This is a genomic window from Rhodococcus sp. WAY2, assembly GCF_009859915.1.
Classification (GTDB): Bacteria; Actinomycetota; Actinomycetes; order Mycobacteriales; family Mycobacteriaceae; genus Rhodococcus_F; species Rhodococcus_F oxybenzonivorans.
In genome coordinates, this window is sequence record NZ_CP046572.1 from 5,815,788 (window position 1) to 5,833,830 (window position 18,043).

The following is an 18,043-nucleotide window of genomic DNA, read 5'->3' on the forward strand; positions in this document are numbered from 1 at the left end:
GCCCCGGCGCAGCGGTGACATGAAGCTGCGGCGCAGCGGTGACATGAAGCTGCGGCGCAGCGGTGACAGGATGCGGTCGTGCCCACCACTAGTCGCCACATCGATATCACCCGGATCTTGACCAGCGCGGCGTTCGGCCCCGATCCGGGACGGCACCCGCTACCGACGTCCACGCGTCCCGTCGAGCGGTGGATGCGGGCGGTGGCGCTGGGTGGTCAAGGCCGCTACAGCAGGGCGCGGGCGGAGCTCACGGACATCACCCGCGACCGGCAGGCCGGTCCGGCGGTCGCATCCTTGGCCTGGAGCACGCAAGCCTCGTTGTTACGGCAGCTGGGGGACCACCGGGCCGCGTCCGGTCTCGACGGCCGGGCGCTCGCCCTGATCGGCAGCGGACCGGCCGACCCCGCGGTGGGAAGTGCGCTCGAGCTGGCGGCACGGTGCGATGCGCTCACCGGGCTCGCCGCCGACGCACTGGGATGCGGACGCCTGGCCCTGGGATGGCGTCTACTCGATCGCTGCGGACAGCACCTCGGAGGGGAAGGCGCGGATACGGACGACACCGGGAGTCTCTGGCGACAGCACGTCCGGTTGCATTGGGTGAGCGCCGAACTCTCGCTGGCGGGCGCCGACTTCTCGTCGGCGCGCCGCCACGCCGTGGCCGCGACAGAAATTTCGGCGCACGTCGGTTCGGTCCGCCACCACCTGAAATCCCAACTGCTCCGCAGCGCATCGATGACAGGGGAATCCGATTCCGGACCGGCTGCGCACCTCGCCGCCGAAGTACTCGAGGGATGTGAACGACACGGTCTGATACCGCTGAAGTGGGCCGCTGCCATGTTGCTCGCCGGCGTGACCGGCGATCTGCGCGCACAGCAGGCACGCGAAGAGTGTGAGGAGATCGTCGCGGGCCGCGGCGGACACTTCCGGCGGTGATGGTCCTGGTCGGACGTCCAGGGGTGCTTCCGGTCGAATCCGGGCGAATACCGCTCGGTCCGCACCGTTACCCTTTAAGTGTTCCGCTGAGAGCGGGAGCACACCCATCGGGGGAGGTGCCACTGTAACGCCAGGATATTCACGGACGATGACTAATACGAGCGAGGAGTTGGACTCCGCTGTCGCCGCTGCAACGCAGGGCGACCGGGCCGCTTTAGCTCTGGTCCTGGAAAACATTCGGCCCCTGGTTGTGCGCTACTGCAGAGCCAGGGTCGGTGCTGCGGAGAGGGGACAACTCTCCGCGGATGACGTGGCACAGGAAGTGTGCCTCGCCGTGATGACCGCCTTACCTCGCTACGAGGACCAGGGACGGCCTTTCATGGCATTCGTCTACGGGATCGCCGCACACAAGGTCGCAGACGCGCATCGAAACTCCGCACGTAACAAATCGGAACCGGTCGCCGAAGTACCAGATGTCGTAGCCAACGATGACGGACCCGAACAGAGGGCGCTCGACTCGGAAGCGAGCAGGCAGATGAACGATCTGCTCAGCACGCTGCCGGAGAAGCACCGGGAGATCTTGATCCTCCGCCTTGTGGTCGGAATGTCGGCAGAGGAGACGGCTGCGGCCGTGGGTAGTACCGCGGGAGCTGTCCGCGTAGCTCAACACCGAGCTATCGCGAAACTGAAAAAAGAAGTGACAAAGGCAGGTGAGAGGTTTGGCTAGGGGAAACAAGCGGATCGGCAATCCCGATGCCGATCTCCCAGGCGGCGACGCACCAGTGGACGTTGCGGCAGTGCGCCGTGACGATGCACTGATCGACGCAATCGCCGGTGGTGGTCCTGTTGCGACGGATTCGCCGGAGCAATACGAGCTGGCACTCCTGCTCGCGAACTGGCGTGCAGACATCGTCGCGACACCGATGCCGGACGGGCCGCTGCTCGACGACGTCATCGCGGCCATGGACGAGGCGGATGCTCGCGAAGCCCGGAGCGCCGCTCGCGGCAAGTTGCGTCTACTACGGCCGATCGCGGGCGCTGCCGCAGCGATCGCGGTCGTGATGGGCGGCGCCACCATTTTCTCCTACAACGCCGAACCGGGCGATCCGCTGTGGAGCGTCAAATCGGTGGTCTTCAGCCAGCAGGCCGATTCGACGGTGGCGCAGATCGACACCACGTCACAGCTGCAGGAAGCCGAGCGCATGCTCGCGACCGGCGACGCCGAGTCCGTCAAGAACCTGCTCGACAACGCGGCCGACCGCGCCGGCGGCATCCGCGATGCCGACCAGCGGCGCGAACTCGAAGTCTGGCGTGCAAAGCTCGCAGCCCAGCTGGCCGAGATTGCACCCACCACGACCGCGCAGGCGCCCGCACCCGGTACGACCACGACGGACGCGCCCGCTCTGACCACTCAGCTACCGACGTCGCTGCCAGGACTGCCGGGCACCACGTTGCCGGGCGTCGAACCGCAGCCAGGAACTACTCTGCCGAGCACCGACCTCCAGTTGCCGGGACTCCCCCCGATTCCGTTGCCGCAGTTGCCTCAACTGCCGCAGACCCAGCCTCCGCCGCCCTCCACGGTCGATCCGACGATCATGTTGGTTCCCACACAGCCGACGGACGATCTCCCGACCTTTGAGCCGCCGACGCAGCAACAGCAGCAGTCGACGGTGCCCTTGCCCACCACGACCACCGTTCCGGTGCCTCCGCCCCCCACCAGCTGACATGGTGCGCCGTTACCGGCGCACACAACTGTGGCCCGACACTTCGCGTGTCGGGCCACAGCTGCGTCTACGGGTGATTCGGGTCAGGCGTCGAAGCCGTCACCGTGCAGAGCGTCGTTCATCGAGGCGTCGGCGTAGCCGCGGCAGTAGTCCCAGGTGACGTACGCCTCAGGTGTCGGGTCGTAGGCAGGCTCGTGTGGCCGGACGGTTCCGTCCACCAGGAGCTGGAGGAGGTTGGCCCGGAGCATGTCCCAGTCGTGATAGTGATCCTGCTGACAGTCTTCACAGCACACGACGAGGCCACGAATCCCGCGATGGGCCAGCAAAGCCTCGTATACGGCGAGGTCGGCCAGGTCTTCCTCCACAGCGAGTCGCTCGTGGGGGTCGAGTGGCTGGCCCGGTTCGATCGCATCGAGAGCTGCGGACGGGTCGGCGGGGTCGCCGGCAAAGGGGTCCGGGGGCAGACCGGGAGGCAGTTGATCGCGCACAGCACCACGGTACGCAGGTCAGGCCGGTCTGCGCCAGCCGTTCGGCGTAGGCCCAGCGTGGGTGGGCTCGCATGAGGATCCCGGGGAGCCGATACCATGGTCTGAGGAGCTGGGAATATCGATCGTTGCTCCGTCCTTTCTGTCTGTATCCGCATTCCCGAAATTTCCACGACGGCGCTACCGGCGCTGCATCCGAGTTCCATGGAGGGCCCGAACCGCATGACCAGTTCAGCAGGGCATGTACACACCGGCGGTGACGACCCGAACAAGGTCGCAATGCTGGGTCTCACGTACGACGACGTCCTGCTCTTACCGGCGGCGTCGAACGTCATCCCTGGCCAGGTCGATACGTCCAGCCAGCTGACTCGCGACATCAGACTGCGGGTTCCCCTCGTCAGTTCCGCGATGGACACTGTCACCGAAGCGCGCATGGCCATCGCCATGGCCCGCGCAGGCGGTATGGGTGTTCTGCACAGGAACCTGTCCATCGACGCTCAGGCCGGGCAGGTCGAGACGGTGAAAAGGTCCGAGGCGGGCATGGTCACCGACCCGGTCACGTGCAAGCCGTCCGACACCCTCGCCGAGGTCGACGCCAAGTGCGCGCGCTTCCGCATCTCCGGACTCCCGGTAACGGATGACGCCGGTCAGCTCGTCGGCATCATCACGAATCGTGACATGCGCTTCGAAGTCGACCAGAACCGCGCCGTGTCGGAAGTCATGACCAAGTCGCCGTTGATCACCGCCCAGGAGGGTGTGACCGCGGAGGTGGCGTTGGGTCTGCTCCGTCGCCACAAGATCGAGAAGCTCCCGATCGTGGATGGTCAGGGCAAGCTCACCGGCCTCATCACGGTCAAGGACTTCGTGAAGACGGAACAGCATCCCGATGCCACCAAGGACCGGGACGGGCGCCTGCTGGTCGGTGCGGCGGTGGGTGTCGGTGACGAGGCGTGGAGTCGGGCGATGGCGCTCACCGACGCCGGCGTCGACGTTCTGGTCGTCGACAGTGCGCACGGGCACTCCGCCGGCGTGCTGGACATGATCTCGAAGCTCAAAGCCGAAGTGGACGAGCGGGTCCAGATCATCGGAGGCAACGTCGCCACCCGTAGCGGTGCGGCGGCACTCATCGAGGCAGGAGTCGACGCCGTCAAGGTCGGTGTGGGCCCCGGTTCCATCTGCACCACCCGTGTGATCGCCGGCGTCGGCGCCCCGCAGATCACTGCGATCCTCGAGGCCGTCGCCGCCGCGAAACCGCACGGTGTGCCGGTCATCGCAGACGGCGGACTGCAGTTCTCCGGCGACATCGCGAAGGCGCTCGCCGCGGGCGCGTCGACGGCGATGCTCGGGTCGCTGCTCGCCGGCACCGCGGAGTCGCCGGGCGAGCTGATCCTCGTCAACGGCAAGCAGTTCAAGAGCTACCGGGGGATGGGTTCCCTCGGCGCCATGCAGAGTCGCGGCGCGGCCAAGTCGTACTCGAAGGACCGCTACTTCCAGGACGACGTGCTGTCCGAGGACAAGTTGGTGCCCGAGGGCATCGAGGGCCGGGTCGCGTTCCGCGGCCCCCTGTCTCAGGTCACGCATCAGCTCACCGGCGGTCTGCGGGCAGCCATGGGCTACACGGGAGCGTCGACCATCGAGGAGCTGCAGAACGCCCAGTTCGTGCAGATCACCGCTGCGGGTCTGAAGGAAAGCCACCCGCATGACATCACCATGACGGTGGAAGCTCCCAACTACACCGCTCGCTAGCAACCAGTCACGAGAAAGGGGCGCGCGTGCGCGACCTCGTTGAGATCGGCATGGGCCGAACAGCCCGACGAACCTATGAGCTGGACGACATCGACATCGTCCCCTCCCGGCGGACGCGCTCCTCCAAGGAGGTGTCCACGTCCTGGCAGCTCGATGCCTACCGCTTCGACATTCCCGTGCTCGCGCATCCCACCGACGCGCTGGTGTCGCCGGCGTTCGCGATCGAGTTGGGCAAGCGTGGTGGTCTCGGTGTCATCAACGGTGAAGGACTGTGGGGCCGCCACGCCGATGTCGAGGCGAAACTCGCCGAGCTCGTCGCCCTAGCGGAATCGGACGTCGACGTCGAAGCTCCCATCCGGAAGCTGCAGGAACTGCATGCTGCGCCGCTGCAGCCGAACCTGCTCGCTGCCGCGGTGGCGCAGGTCCGTGACTCCGGGGTCACCACCGCTGTGCGGGTGAGCCCCCAGAATGCGCGGGCGCTGACTCCGCATCTGATCGAGGCCGGCATCGACCTCCTCGTCGTCCACGGCACGATCATCTCCGCCGAGCATGTCGCCCACGGCGACAGTGAGCCGCTCAACCTCAAGACGTTCATCTCCGAGCTGGACGTTCCCGTCGTGGCCGGCGGGGTGAGCGATCACCGCACCGCGCTCCACCTGATGCGCACGGGAGCGGCAGGTGTCATCGTCGGGTACGGCTCCACGGAGGGGGCTACCACCACCGGTGAAGTGCTCGGCATCGGTCTTCCCATGGCCACCGCCATTGCCGACGCAGCGGCCGCTCGACGTGACTACCTCGACGAGACCGGTGGGCGGTACGTCCATGTCATCGCGGACGGGGACATCGCGTCTTCGGGCGACCTCGCCAAGGCGATCGCCTGTGGTGCGGACGCAGCGGTGCTGGGTGCGCCGCTCGCGGTCGCGGCCGAGGCGCCCGGCGGCGGCTGGTACTGGCCGTCGGCGGCAGCCCATCCGTCGGTTCCCCGTGGCACGATGCTGCCGGTGTCCTTCGGCGAACGACCGTCGCTCGACCAGGTCCTCGCGGGCCCTTCGAACGATCCGTACGGTTCTCTGAACTTCGTCGGCGGCCTGCGCAGATCCATGGCGAAGTCCGGTTACTCGGACCTCAAGGAATTCCAGAAGGTGGGCTTGACGGTCCGCGCGTAGAGCCTCGTCCGCTCCACTTTCTCTCATCGCCCAATGCCCTCGGTGTAGTTCGACAGCACCGGTGCGGCATTGGGCGATTATCTTGTGCTGGTGCGCAGCCGTTCCTGATACCAATCGTTACAGTTAAGGTAACCCTTGTGGCAGCTGTCACAGCGCTGGGGTGCATACTGGCGAGTAATAACCCAGGTTCGGTGGAGGTCGAGGATGAAGAAGCAACGCGCGACGGACTATGACGTTCTCATCGTCGGGTCCGGATTCGGTGGCAGCGTCACCGCGCTCCGGCTGGTGGAGAAGGGGTATAAGGTCGGCATCCTCGAAGCCGGCCGGCGTTACGCCGATGCCGACTTCGCCAAGACCAGCTGGGACCTGAAGAAGTTCCTCTGGGCACCTGCGCTGGGACTTTTCGGCATCCAGCGGGTTCACCTCCTGCGCGACTGCCTGATCCTCGCGGGCGCCGGAGTGGGCGGCGGATCGCTCAATTACGCCAACACGCTCTACAAGCCGCCCGCCTCCTTCTTCCAGGACCGGCAGTGGGCGCACATCACCGACTGGTACGACGAGCTCAGCCCCTACTACGACCAGGCCCGGAAGATGCTCGGCGTGGTTCAGAACCCGCACATGACGCCGGCCGACGAGATCATCAAGTCGGTGGCAGAGGACATGGGGGCGGGTGACACGTTCATCCAGACCCCGGTCGGCGTGTTCTTCGGTGAGCCGGGCAAGACGGTTCCCGACCCGTACTTCGGGGGAGTGGGTCCCGACCGCACCGGGTGCATCGAATGCGGCGAATGTATGACCGGCTGCCGGCACGGTGCCAAGAACACCCTGCTGAAGAACTACCTCGGTCTCGCCGAGAAGGCGGGCGCCGACATCATCCCGATGACGACGGTCACCGGTCTGCGGGAGCTTTCGGACGGCACCTGGGACGTTTTCACCCGGCGGACCGGCCCGGTCAAGAACCGCAAGCGCAAGACGTACACGGCTGCCCAGGTCGTGCTGGCCGCCGGAACGTGGGGCACGCAGCACCTGCTGTTCGACCAGAAGGAGACGGGCGCGCTCCCGAAGATCTCCGATCAGCTCGGTGTGCTGACCCGCACCAACTCCGAGTCGATTCTCGGCGCGGCCAAGAACAAGGTCGATCCCGCGCTGGAGCTGACCAAGGGCGTCGCCATCACGTCGTCGTTCCATCCCACCTCGGACACCCACGTCGAGCCCGTGCGCTACGGCAAGGGTTCGAACTCGATGGCGCTGCTGCAGACGCTCCTGACCGACGGCGGCGGCCGACGGTGGATGACGTTCCTCCGCGAACTCGCGAAGGATCCGAAGGCGCTGAAGGTGCTCACCCCGTACCGGTGGAGTGAGCGGACCATCATTGCGCTGGTGATGCAGAATCTCGACAACTCCATCACGACGTACACCAAGAAGGGCCTGTTCGGCCGGCGCAAGTTCACGAGCAAACAGGGTCACGGTGAGCCGAACCCCACCTGGATTCCTGCGGGCAACGAGGCCACGAGGCGCATCGCGGAGAAAATCGACGGCCGCGCGGGAGGCACGTGGGGTGATGTGTTCAACATTCCGCTCACGGCGCACTTCCTCGGTGGCTGCACGATCGCCTCGGACCCCGAGCACGGTGTCATCGACCCCTACCACCGCGTGTGGGGATACCCGACGCTCAGCGTGGTCGACGGTGCCGCGGTGTCGGCGAACCTGGGGGTGAACCCGTCGCTGACGATCTCGGCGCAGGCAGAACGGGCAGCGTCGCTGTGGCCGAACAAGGGTGAGAAGGACTTACGCCCCGCCCAGGGTGAGGGATACCGCCGCCTGAACCCGGTGCCGCCGACCGCGCCGGTGGTTCCCGCCGACGCGCCCGCAGCGCTGGTGCTGCCGATCGTCGAAATCCGCAACGGTTCCTCGACGGCGGCCGCGAAGGAACAGGGTGTCACCCAGAACCAGGGTGTCGCCCAGAGTCACGGTGTCGCCTGAAGAGCGGCGGTCGTGCACGGACATGGGGTCGCGCAGACCACAGAGCTGCGCCGATTAGACTGACCCGGTGACAGATATCGAGCAACAGAGACCCGTCCTCGTCGTCGACTTCGGCGCGCAGTACGCGCAGCTGATCGCCCGGCGGGTGCGTGAGGCGAAGGTCTACTCCGAGGTGGTCCCGCACACCGCGACCGTCGCGGAGATCGAGGCGAAGAAACCTCTCGCCGTGGTGCTCTCGGGTGGGCCGTCGAGCGTGTATGCCGAGGGTGCGCCGCAGCTGGACCCGGCGTTGTTCGATCTGGACGTCCCGGTGTTCGGAATCTGCTACGGATTTCAGGCCATGGCCGGCGCTCTCGGCGGCACGGTGGCGCATACGGGCACACGCGAGTACGGCCGCACCGACTTGACGGTGCAGGGCGGGCTGCTGCACGACGGCCTCCCCAAGAACCAGCCGGTGTGGATGAGCCACGGGGATGCGGTCACCGAAGCGCCGGAAGGCTTCGAGGTGACCGCGACCAGTGAGGGCGCCCCCGTGGCCGCGTTCGAGGACCGGGCCCGCAAACTCGCGGGAGTGCAGTACCACCCCGAGGTTCTGCACTCGCCGCACGGCCAGCAGGTACTCAGCCGCTTCCTGCACGAGATCGCGAACATTCCGCCGGCGTGGACGGCCGCGAACATTGCCGACGCCCTGATCGAGCAGGTGCGCGAGCAGGTAGGAGACGGCAAGGCGATCTGTGGGTTGTCCGGTGGCGTCGATTCCGCGGTCGCGGCGGCCCTCGTGCAGCGCGCGATCGGCGACCGACTGACCTGTGTGTTCGTCGATCACGGTTTGATGCGTGCCGGCGAACGAGTGCAGGTCGAACAGGACTTCGTGGCTGCGACAGGTGCGAAACTGATCACCGTCGATGCCGCGGACACCTTCCTCGGCGCCCTGGCCGGGGTGTCGGATCCCGAAACCAAGCGCAAGATCATCGGCCGCGAGTTCATTCGCAGCTTCGAGGGCGCAGTCAGCGACGTGCTGGGTGAAAACGCTGCGCACGGTGACACCGTCGACTTCCTGGTGCAGGGCACGCTCTACCCGGATGTGGTCGAGTCGGGCGGCGGCACCGGAACCGCCAATATCAAGAGTCACCACAATGTGGGCGGGTTGCCGGAAGATCTGCAGTTCACGCTCGTCGAACCGCTCCGGTTGCTGTTCAAGGACGAGGTGCGTGCCGTCGGCCGCGAACTCGGCCTGCCCGAGGAGATCGTGGGACGCCAGCCGTTCCCGGGTCCGGGACTCGGTATCCGCATCATCGGCGAGGTCACCGAAGAGCGCCTCGACATCCTGCGGCACGCCGATTCCATTGCGCGCGAAGAGTTGACGGTCGCCGGGCTGGACAAGTTGATCTGGCAGTGCCCGGTGGTGCTGTTGGCCGACGTCCGCAGCGTAGGGGTGCAGGGTGACGGGCGGACGTACGGTCACCCGATCGTGTTGCGGCCCGTGTCGAGTGAAGACGCGATGACGGCGGACTGGACGCGAGTGCCGTACGAGGTGCTCGAGCGCATCTCCACCCGCATCACCAATGAGGTGCACGACGTCAACCGGGTGGTGCTCGACATCACCAGCAAGCCGCCGGGAACCATCGAGTGGGAGTGACGCACTGAAAAGCGCGGTGGGCGAGTCCGAGGACCCGCCCACCGCGCTTCCGTGTTGCCCGGGCTATCTCTTTCTATTCGGTGCGAAGACGAGAACTGCACCGACGACCACGGCGACGAGGACGAACAGCCAGCGGAATTCGACATTCGCGAGGGGTTCGAGGGAAAAGGGACCGACGAGGGCCCAGCCGCTCACGAGCAGTGCTGCCAGACCTGCGAGGAACAGGAGCGGGGACGGCCGTTTCCGTGAGGTGGTGCCGGTGTCCTGAGTGTCGTCGATGTCATCCACGACGCACCTCCACATTTCCGAATTGTGCGTTCACGTCGAGATTCAAAATGTGTCCTTCCGGTCCGTCCGCTCCGCCGTCGAGACCGTCGGGCAGGCATTGGCTGTCACCGAACTGAACCGAGCAGTCGTTGCGGACGTTCATGTTCGGTGGCAGGAGCACGATCACCTCACCGTTTCCGTTCACGGTGACCGTCTTGTCCTCGGTGAGCTCGACCCTGCGGAGGTCGAGGGTGAAGCTGCCGAAACCGCCCGAGTATTCGGAATCGAGGTCGGCCGCCGACATGGGCTCCCATCTCTGTTCGCCCATGCTGCGTCCGTCGAAGTTCAGTGAGCCGACGAGCGAGGCCAGAACGACGAATCCCACCAGTGGTCCGGCGACGACGAGCAATCCGTAGCCCTTGCGGACAACACTTCCGACTACGAGGCCTGCGCCGATCACGGCGAGTGCGACGGCACCGATACGGCCCGGGTTCAGCCATTCCGATCCGGTGGCGACCGACAGTGCCGTCGCGGCTGCGGCAGCGAGGATGGCGAGTCCGATGACCATGGTGGTCAGGCGCGAGTGCTTACGTCCGGGTGCCGCGGCGGGTGTGGGAGTTCCGGCCGGCTCGGGAAGGTCCCAGGCGAAGGGGGCCACTCCCAGCGGATCCCAGGCCGGTGGACGTGGTTCGAGTGGTGCGAACGGTGCCGGAGGCGCGAAGCTGCTGGGGGTCGGCTCCGGAGACTTCTCGAACGACACCGTCTTCTGCTCGCTCGCTGGGGGTTCGGTGAGGGGCGGTGTGTTCGTTCGATCCGTGCTGTCCGCGGTGGGAGTGGCCGCGGGGCTCGGCGTGTAGGAATCGGGAAGCTTGGTGTACGGACTGTAGGTGGGGTGCGGGCCGGCGCCGTACGCGCTGCCGCCGTAGGAACCGGCGCCATACGGGTCGGCGCCGAACGGGTTGCCGCCGAACGGTCCGGGGGCGTAACTCGTGCCCGGATAGCCCGTTCCGACTCCGGTCGGTGCGACCCCGGGCGGGAGGGGCGGCGGCACCGGTTGCCGTTGATACAACAACCACAGTCCGCCGAGCATCAACGCCATGCTGATCAGACCCGATCCGCCGAGTCCGACACCGAACGGCCCGACCGTGCTGGCGGCGATGGCGAGAGCGACGAGGAGGACGACGGTCTTGGTGCCCGAATCCGAGCTGTGGCCGCGGCCGACGAGGGACTCCGCCGGCGAGGCCGGGTCACCGGATTTGGTGAGGCCGAGCCAGCACACCAGATAGAGGAGTACACCGGCGCCGCCGAAGATGGTCGACACCACGAAAGCGACTCGTATCAGTACGGGATCGACGCCGTAGCGGTATCCGATTCCCGCACAGACACCGGCGACGTGACCTCGCCCGGGCAACCGCACCGGCCGGGTCCGCCACAGATCGTGCATCTGCTCTTGGAAACTCCCATTGCTCATACGACCATCGTTGCGGCCGACGCCCCGCGCGTACATCGGGAACTACCCTGATCTTTCCACTCGGAAGAGGCCGTGCGGGTCCGCGAAGTCAGGGTTGGACCCTGATGCCCGGGCGGGGTGATCGTGCCAGTATCGAGTATGTGCAATCTGTGTCGAACGCCGTGCCTTCTGCAGCGCAGACCGGTGGTGGCCCGCTGATGCCACCGGTGGCGCCGGGCGATGTGCCGATGCCGCGGCTCGAACGCCGGGCCGCGGGTCGTGTCGTCGGTGGTGTCGCGGGCGGTATCGCCGATCAGCTGGGTGTCGACGTCCTGAAGGTGCGCGTCGTGTTCGCCGCTCTGGCGGCGCTGGCCGGTGCCGGCATCGTCGCGTACGGCCTCCTGTGGATCTTCACGTCGGCGGGTGCCGACACGGAGAAGCCCAGCGCGTCCGAACGACGCAGGGCCATCGGCCTGATCGCCATCGGTCTCGCTGGTGCCTCCGCATTGTCGTGGTTGTTCAGTGGCCGTGCTGGATCGGTGATTGCGCCGATCATCGTGGTGGCGGTGGGTGCGGCGTTGGTGTGGCGGGAATTCGATTCGGAGGGCCCGCGCACCGTGATCGGGCTGCCGCAGCGGCCCACCGTTCTCACCTGGGCGCGGGTTCTCGGTGGCGTGACGCTGATCGTCTCCGGGCTGGGCGTGGTGATCCTCGCTCAGGTCGATCTGGAGGCCCTGCGGTCGTCGTTGCTGGCGGTCGTGGTGACCCTTGTCGGCGCCGGCCTACTGACCGTGCCCCTGTGGTTGCGGCTGTGGCGTGCCCTCGGAGCGGAACGGGCAGCGAGAATTCGCAACGAGGAGCGTGAGGAGATCGCCTCCCATCTGCACGACTCGGTCCTGCAGACGCTGGCGCTGATCCAGAAGCAGGCAGATCACCCACAGGAGGTGGCCCGGCTCGCGCGCGGACAGGAACGCGAACTGCGCAAGTGGTTGTTCGGCGGCGGCGACGCCGACCAGTCGAGTCTCGCGGAGGCGCTGCGCATCATCGCCGGTGAGGTCGAGGACCAGCACGGTGTGACGGTGCGGCCGGTGACGGTGGGCGACGTCTCCCTCGACGTCGAGGGGACGGGAGAGGGGCTGTCGAAGGAAAGCTTCACAGCCTTGCTCGGTGCGACGCGGGAGGCACTCGTCAACGCGGCCAAGCATTCCGGTGAGACCGACATCAACCTCTTCGCCGAGGCGGAGCGCGAACAGGTCAGTGTGTTCGTCCGGGACCGTGGTGTCGGCTTCGACATCGACGAGGTGCCGCCGGATCGGCAGGGACTGGCGAAGTCGATCCGCGGGCGGATCGATCGCCGTGGTGGACACGTGGACGTGCGGTCGGCGCCCGGCAAGGGCACCGAGGTCCGGATCTCCATGCCGCGAAACGGCCATGCCAAGGCCGGGGCGGAAGCTACCGAGATTACGGACGACGCTGGCCTAGAGTGGGGCGACACTACCGTCCACGCCGAGGAACAGCCACAGTGAGCTTGCCTGAAACACCGCCGTATCGCGTCTTTCTCGTAGATGATCACGCCGTCTTCCGGTCCGGTGTGCGTGCCGAACTCGGACGGGAAGCAGACATGGAGGTCGTGGGGGAGGCCGGCGGTGTGGCAGAGGCGGTGTCGGGTATCAACGCCACCGCCCCGCACGTCGTCCTCCTCGACGTTCACATGCCCGACGGTGGTGGTGTCGCCGTATTGCGCGGCATCGAGGAGGGGCCGGTGTGTCTGGCGTTGAGCGTGTCCGACGCCGCCGAGGATGTGATCGCCGTGATCCGGGCGGGTGCGCGCGGTTATGTAACCAAGACGATCTCGGGTGGGGAGCTGGCCGACGGAGTGCGCCGGGTAGCCGGGGGTGACGCCGTGTTCAGCCCGAGGCTGGCCGGATTCGTGCTGGACTCCTTCACCGGCCGCTCCAATGCTCCTGAACCGCAGCTGGATCCGGAACTCGATTCGCTCACCCCGCGTGAGATGGAAGTTCTGCGGCTGCTCGCGCGGGGGTACACGTACCGTGAGATCGCCGAGGAACTGGTCATCTCGGTGAAGACGGTGGAGACCCATGCGTCCAACGTGCTGCGCAAGACGCAGCAGTCGAACCGCAATGCGCTGACCCGGTGGGCGCACCGTCGTCGGATCGACTGATACGTCGGTCCGCTCAGGGCTGGGCCAGCAGGACGACCACGGCGACGAGCACGGCCAGTATCAAGATGGCGACCATCACGCCCATGGCGATCGGTGCCCACGCCACCACCTGATCGCGGACGGTGGGTTCGGGTGCACCGGGGGCGGGCGGAGTGGGCCGCGGCGGCCACTGCAGTTTGCCCAGCGGGCGGGGAACGTTCTTCAAGGGCGTGCTCTGGGGCACCGCGGGGAGGCCGGCCTGAGTGGAGCCGATCTTGCTCCGTCGGTGCGGAGGGGGCAACGGAGTGGAACGGTGGGCCCAGGAGGGAATCGTGCCGTCGGCGGAATAGACGGGTGAGCCGACGAGGTGGGCGACATCACCGTCCCCGCCCATGGCCACCCGGGCCAGCGCGTCGCGGGCCTCGGCCATCGTGGGACGTCGCGCCGGGTCGGGTTCGAGTAGGTGCAACAGCGTTTCGGTGAGCGGCCCGGCCTTGGCCGGGCGGTAGATTTCGGCCTTCGCGACCCGATGCAGGAGTGCGATGGAGTCGGAATCGATGCCGAACGGCGGCTGCCCCTCGACCACGGTGTACAGAGTGGATCCGAGGGAGAAGACATCGCTGGCCTCGGTGGGATCCTGGCCGCGGGCAACCTCGGGGGAGAAGTACGCGGGGGTTCCGGTGATGACGCCGTTCGTGGATTCGGCGGCGTCGCCCTTGGCGCGGGCGATGCCGAAGTCGCTGATCTTGACGGTGCCGAGTTCCCGGCCCCGGTCGGCGACGAGGATGTTGCCCGGTTTGATGTCCCGGTGCACGATGCCCGCCGCGTGCGCGGCCACCAGGGCGTCCGCCACCTGCGCACCGATCTGAGCCACCTCGAGGGGCGGCAGCGTGTCGGCGATGTTCATCGCCTGGGCGAGGCTGCGGGACGGTAGGTATTCCATGACCAGCCAGGGCTCCCCGGCTTCGAGCGCCACGTCATACATCGCAATGGAATGGCGGTGGGTGAGTTTGGCGGCGTTGCGCCCTTCCCGGAGAGTGCGTTCACGGACGCGGCGGGCCTCGTCGGGGTCGAGTCCGGCCGTCGTGGTGACCTGTTTGACGGCTACGTCCCGGTGCAGCAGTGTGTCTCTCGCCAGCCACACGGCACCCATGCCGCCGCCGCCCAATTTGGACCTCAGACGGTACCTTCCCGCCACCAGGTATTCGGGTCCGATGCCCCTTTCGCTCTGCGCCTGCTCAGTCACGCGTTCAGGTTAGAGGATGATGCGGACACGGGCGGTGTGACGCTCCTGACCTGCGAATACGTGGTCCACTTGACGGGCACTCACCGACCGGCTTTACTGGAAACGAGTTCGAAAATACGTTCGAACGTAGCGTCTGTTCGAGCCGCGTCTTCCCCGTGGTTGCCGACCGCTGTTGGTGCCGAGTGACAGGGGTGTCGAGTTGGCTGATGTGGCCGCAGTTCCGGAGTCTGCTGCGCCGCCGGAGTTGTCGGGGCTCTCCCGTCAGGAGCGTCTGGACTTCCTCCGGCGAAGGATGGCGGCGGTCCCCGCTCGCGGGGAAGCGGTGGCGAATCGCGCTCCGATGGAGGGAGCGCTGCCCACACCGGGCAAGTCTTCGGCCCCCGATTCGGACACGGCCGGGGTGCTCCCGGTTCCGGCTGCGCTGGCCGACCTTCTTCCGAGAGGCGGGCTGGTGCGGGGTTCCGTGGTATCGGTTTCCGGTGCCACCTCGCTTCTGCTGGGGCTGGTCGCGTCGGTCACCGCAGACGGGGGACATGTCGCTGTGATCGGGCATCCCCAGCTCGGGTTGCTCGCCGCTGTCGAGATGGGGGCGCAGCTCGAACGCCTCGCTCTGATTCCCGACCCCGGAGCTGATCCGGTGGAGATCGCCGCGGTGCTGCTGGACGGTATGGATCTGGTGGTACTCGGCCTGGGTGGAGCCTCGGTGGCGCCGTCCCGTGCCCGCGCGGTGGTGGCCCGCGCGCGGAGCAAGGGTTCAACCCTGGTGGTCACCGACGGACACTGGGACGGTGCTGAGATGCGACTGGATGCCCGGGTCCGCGGATATGCGGGACTGGGCAAGGGATCTCAGGAACGGGGGTGCGGCCGGCTACGTTCCCTCAGCCTGGCGGTGTGCGCCCGGGGGCGGTCGTTTCAGCCGCGCACCACCCGGCTGGACGTGCGTTCGGCGCAGGGTCGAGTGGAGTGGGTGAGCACGCCGGACATCGCTCTCCCGGAGGCAGGCTTTCCGGAAGCGGCGGAAGTGGTGGGGCTGTGAGTCGCGTAGTGGCGTTGTGGTGTCCCGACTGGCCTGCGGTCGCAGCTGCTGCAGCCGTGGACCTCCCGCCCACTCATCCGGTGGCGGTGACGTCGGGTAATCGTGTGGTGGCCTGTTCGGCGACGGCCCGGGCTGATGGGGTGCACCGGGGACTGCGTCGCCGCGAGTCCCAGGCCCGGTGCCCCCGGTTGCACGTGGTGACAGCGGATGCCGAGCGGGACGCGCGGTTGTTCGAGCCGGTTGCCGCGACCATCGACGCCGTGGCTCCCGGAGTCGAGGTGCTGCGTCCCGGGCTCGTGGTGTTGTCGGCGCGGGGCGTCAGCAGATACTTCGGCTCCGAGGAAGCCGCTGCGGAGCGGTTGGTGGACCAGGTGTCGGCTGTGGGGGTCGAGTGTCAGGTGGGCATTGCCGATCAACTGTCCACGGCCGTGATCGCCGCTCGCAGAGGGGTGCTCGTGCCTCCCGGCCGGGGAGCGGAGTTCCTGGCACCGCTGCCGATGAGGGAACTGGCTGCCGAACCCAGTCTCGCGGCAGCTCACCGTGGTGAACTGGTCGATCTGCTGCACCGGCTGGGACTGCGCACCATCGGCGCCTTCGCGGCGCTGCCGGCAGGTGATGTGGCGTCCCGCTTCGGAACCGACGCGGTGCTTGCCCATCGTGCGGCGCGGGGTGAGCCGGAGCGTCCCCCGTCGGCGCGATCGCTACCTCCCGACCTGGAGGTGGAAGAACACTGCGACCCCGTGATCGAACGGGTCGACGCCGCAGCGTTCGCAGGCAGGGCGTTGGCGGAGAAACTGCACCGCACGCTGTCCGACGCGGGGGTGGCCTGTACTCGGCTGTCGGTGTCGGCAATCACCGGCAACGGGGAGCAGTTGTCCCGGACGTGGCGATGCGCGGAGCCGTTGACGCCGGAGGCGACGGCGGACCGGGTGCGGTGGCAGTTGGACGGGTGGTTGACCGGGCGCAGCGAGAAGCGTCCCACCGCGGGTATCGCGGTCCTGCGGCTCGAGCCGGTGGAGGTGGTGGCTTCCGGCGCCCTGCAGTTGGGGCTGTGGGGTGGAGTCGGAGATCAGGACGAGAGGGCCCGGCGAGCCTTGGTGCGGGTGCAGGGACTTCTCGGCGGGGAGGCCGTGCAGGTGGGTGTTCTCAGTGGTGGGCGGGGTCCGGCGGAGCGCATCACCCTGCTGCCGTTGGGGGATGAGCTGATTCCTCGTTCCGATCCGTCGGAGCCGTGGCCGGGAACGCTCCCCGAACCGGCACCTTCCGCTGTGTTGACGGCACATCCCGAGGTCGGCATCGTGGACGCACGGGGTGCTGCCGTGACGGTCACGGAACGCGGTGTGTTCAGTGCGCCTCCCGCCCGGTTGCGCTGGGGGAGTAAAGAGTGGACGGTGTGCGGATGGGCGGGACCGTGGCCGGTGGACGAGCGGTGGTGGGATCCGCCGGCCGCCCGGACGGCGGCCAGGGCGCAGGTGCTGCTCGAGGAGTCGCGGGCGCTGCTGGTGATCTGCACGGCGGATCGGTGGACGGTGGAGGGAATCTATGAGTGAGGTGTCTACGCCCGCAACTCGCCGGGTGATCGTGCAGGAACTGACCACTCTCGACGGGTTCGTCGCCGGGCCGTCGGGCGAGCTCGACTTCTTCGAGGCGGTGTCCGATTTCGGTGAGGTCGATCGGGACAACATAGATCTTTTCGCCGACGTGGATCTGGTTCTGTTGGGCCGCAACACCTATCAGATGTTCGTCGAGTACTGGCCCACCGCGGAAGGCGAGGTGGTGGCCGAGGTGGTGAACACGCTTCCCAAGCTCGTGTTCTCGTCCACCCTCGGCAGGGCGCCGTGGGGATCGTGGGAACCGGCGCAGGTGTACGACGGGAACGTGATCGAGCGGGTGCGGCAGTTGTTGCGGGAGCCCGGTGGTGATGTGGTCGTGTGGGGGAGTATCACCCTGGCCAAGTCGCTACTCGCGGCAGATCTGGTCGACGAGATTCAGTTGCGCGTGGTGCCGGTGCTGCTGGGGCGCGGGCAGCGTCTCCTCGACGAGGACACCGGGATGCACGCCCTCACGCTCCTCGAGGCGAAGGGTTACGAGTCGGGGATCGTGACGCTGCGCTATCGGGTCGTCCCTGCCACACCGTGAAACCCAACTTGTGAACGGACCGCCCGTACGGCTCGGGAGGTCAGGGCGGGCCGGCGCGACCGTCCGCT

16 protein-coding genes are annotated in these 18,043 nt (G+C 67.3%); 12 read left to right on the forward strand and 4 right to left on the reverse strand.

The features are described 5' to 3' along the window. Positions 1 to 78 precede the first annotated feature (78 nt). The 3 genes from GFS60_RS26060 (at position 79) to GFS60_RS26070 (ending at position 2,657) form a co-directional block, all read left to right on the forward strand. A complete protein-coding gene (locus tag GFS60_RS26060; RefSeq protein WP_236603292.1) occupies positions 79 to 933 on the forward strand; it encodes a hypothetical protein in 855 nt (284 codons plus the stop codon). A gap of 148 nt (positions 934 to 1,081) precedes the next feature. Further along, positions 1,082 to 1,660, forward strand: coding sequence for a sigma-70 family RNA polymerase sigma factor (locus GFS60_RS26065; protein WP_109331498.1), 579 nt, complete (start codon positions 1,082 to 1,084; stop codon positions 1,658 to 1,660). After that, positions 1,644 to 2,657, forward strand: a complete 1,014-nt coding sequence (locus GFS60_RS26070; protein ID WP_159925693.1) for an anti-sigma-D factor RsdA — start codon at positions 1,644 to 1,646, stop codon at positions 2,655 to 2,657. Before GFS60_RS26065 ends, GFS60_RS26070 begins: the two co-directional genes overlap by 17 nt. 83 nt (positions 2,658 to 2,740) lie before the next feature. Here GFS60_RS26070 and GFS60_RS26075 read toward each other — a convergent pair whose 3' ends face one another. Continuing rightward, on the reverse strand, positions 2,741 to 3,145 hold the full coding sequence (locus tag GFS60_RS26075; protein ID WP_005239778.1) for a DUF5319 domain-containing protein: 405 nt from the start codon (positions 3,143 to 3,145) through the stop codon (positions 2,741 to 2,743). Between the two features lie 219 nt (positions 3,146 to 3,364). On the opposite strand from GFS60_RS26075, the gene guaB reads away from it, so the two are divergent. The 4 genes from guaB to guaA all read left to right on the forward strand — a co-directional run bounded on the left by guaB (position 3,365) and on the right by guaA (position 9,676). After that, positions 3,365 to 4,888 (forward strand): IMP dehydrogenase, encoded by a 1,524-nt coding sequence (guaB, locus tag GFS60_RS26080; protein WP_109331493.1) that lies wholly within the window; start codon positions 3,365 to 3,367, stop codon positions 4,886 to 4,888. Positions 4,889 to 4,914: 26 nt separating this feature from the next. Then, on the forward strand, positions 4,915 to 6,054 hold the full coding sequence (locus GFS60_RS26085) for a GuaB3 family IMP dehydrogenase-related protein (RefSeq protein ID WP_159925695.1): 1,140 nt from the start codon (positions 4,915 to 4,917) through the stop codon (positions 6,052 to 6,054). A gap of 204 nt (positions 6,055 to 6,258) precedes the next feature. Continuing rightward, positions 6,259 to 8,037 carry a GMC family oxidoreductase N-terminal domain-containing protein gene (locus GFS60_RS26090; protein WP_159925697.1) on the forward strand — a complete coding sequence of 593 codons (1,779 nt, stop codon included), beginning with the start codon at positions 6,259 to 6,261 and terminating at the stop codon, positions 8,035 to 8,037. A gap of 67 nt (positions 8,038 to 8,104) precedes the next feature. Further along, complete coding sequence (gene guaA / locus GFS60_RS26095; RefSeq protein WP_159925699.1) at positions 8,105 to 9,676, forward strand: glutamine-hydrolyzing GMP synthase; 1,572 nt, start codon at positions 8,105 to 8,107, stop codon at positions 9,674 to 9,676. A gap of 63 nt (positions 9,677 to 9,739) precedes the next feature. Here the strand turns inward: guaA and GFS60_RS26100 are convergent, their stop codons facing one another. Together GFS60_RS26100 and GFS60_RS26105 are read right to left on the reverse strand one after the other, a co-directional pair. Further along, complete coding sequence (locus GFS60_RS26100; protein WP_159925701.1) at positions 9,740 to 9,979, reverse strand: hypothetical protein; 240 nt, start codon at positions 9,977 to 9,979, stop codon at positions 9,740 to 9,742. Continuing rightward, complete coding sequence (locus tag GFS60_RS26105; protein WP_236603293.1) at positions 9,957 to 11,414, reverse strand: PspC domain-containing protein; 1,458 nt, start codon at positions 11,412 to 11,414, stop codon at positions 9,957 to 9,959. The genes GFS60_RS26100 and GFS60_RS26105 overlap by 23 nt, the downstream gene beginning before the upstream one ends. 149 nt (positions 11,415 to 11,563) lie before the next feature. Between GFS60_RS26105 and GFS60_RS26110 the strand changes: the two genes are divergently transcribed. Both GFS60_RS26110 and GFS60_RS26115 read left to right on the forward strand, forming a co-directional pair. Continuing rightward, positions 11,564 to 12,919 carry a sensor histidine kinase gene (locus GFS60_RS26110; protein ID WP_442972206.1) on the forward strand — a complete coding sequence of 452 codons (1,356 nt, stop codon included), beginning with the start codon at positions 11,564 to 11,566 and terminating at the stop codon, positions 12,917 to 12,919. After that, entirely contained in the window at positions 12,916 to 13,575 is a 660-nt protein-coding gene (locus GFS60_RS26115; RefSeq protein ID WP_109331479.1) for a response regulator, read from the forward strand. The genes GFS60_RS26110 and GFS60_RS26115 overlap by 4 nt, the downstream gene beginning before the upstream one ends. 13 nt (positions 13,576 to 13,588) lie before the next feature. Here the strand turns inward: GFS60_RS26115 and GFS60_RS26120 are convergent, their stop codons facing one another. Then, the gene (locus GFS60_RS26120; RefSeq protein WP_109331477.1) at positions 13,589 to 14,800 is read right to left on the reverse strand and encodes a serine/threonine-protein kinase; all 1,212 of its coding nucleotides are present in this window, start codon (positions 14,798 to 14,800) and stop codon (positions 13,589 to 13,591) included. A gap of 199 nt (positions 14,801 to 14,999) precedes the next feature. On the opposite strand from GFS60_RS26120, the gene GFS60_RS26125 reads away from it, so the two are divergent. The 3 genes from GFS60_RS26125 to GFS60_RS26135 are packed head-to-tail and all read left to right on the forward strand — an operon-like array spanning position 15,000 to position 17,975. Next, positions 15,000 to 15,836, forward strand: coding sequence for a hypothetical protein (locus GFS60_RS26125; RefSeq protein ID WP_201453452.1), 837 nt, complete (start codon positions 15,000 to 15,002; stop codon positions 15,834 to 15,836). Continuing rightward, positions 15,833 to 17,386 (forward strand): DNA polymerase Y family protein, encoded by a 1,554-nt coding sequence (locus GFS60_RS26130; RefSeq protein WP_159925707.1) that lies wholly within the window; start codon positions 15,833 to 15,835, stop codon positions 17,384 to 17,386. Before GFS60_RS26125 ends, GFS60_RS26130 begins: the two co-directional genes overlap by 4 nt. Then, positions 17,379 to 17,975, forward strand: coding sequence for a dihydrofolate reductase family protein (locus GFS60_RS26135; RefSeq protein WP_159925709.1), 597 nt, complete (start codon positions 17,379 to 17,381; stop codon positions 17,973 to 17,975). Before GFS60_RS26130 ends, GFS60_RS26135 begins: the two co-directional genes overlap by 8 nt. Positions 17,976 to 18,043: the final 68 nt, after the last annotated feature.

What these genes read in the sequence shown, in the direction of transcription:
- GFS60_RS26090 (WP_159925697.1), top strand. Translation starts at nt 6,259, where the DNA reads ATGAAGAAGCAACGCGCGACGGACTATGACGTTCTCATCGTCGGGTCC.
- GFS60_RS26100 (WP_159925701.1), bottom strand. Translation starts at nt 9,979, where the DNA reads ATGTGGAGGTGCGTCGTGGATGACATCGACGACACTCAGGACACCGGC.
- GFS60_RS26065 (WP_109331498.1), top strand. Translation starts at nt 1,082, where the DNA reads ATGACTAATACGAGCGAGGAGTTGGACTCCGCTGTCGCCGCTGCAACG.
- GFS60_RS26105 (WP_236603293.1), bottom strand. Translation starts at nt 11,414, where the DNA reads ATGAGCAATGGGAGTTTCCAAGAGCAGATGCACGATCTGTGGCGGACC.
- GFS60_RS26135 (WP_159925709.1), top strand. Translation starts at nt 17,379, where the DNA reads ATGAGTGAGGTGTCTACGCCCGCAACTCGCCGGGTGATCGTGCAGGAA.
- guaB (WP_109331493.1), top strand. Translation starts at nt 3,365, where the DNA reads ATGACCAGTTCAGCAGGGCATGTACACACCGGCGGTGACGACCCGAAC.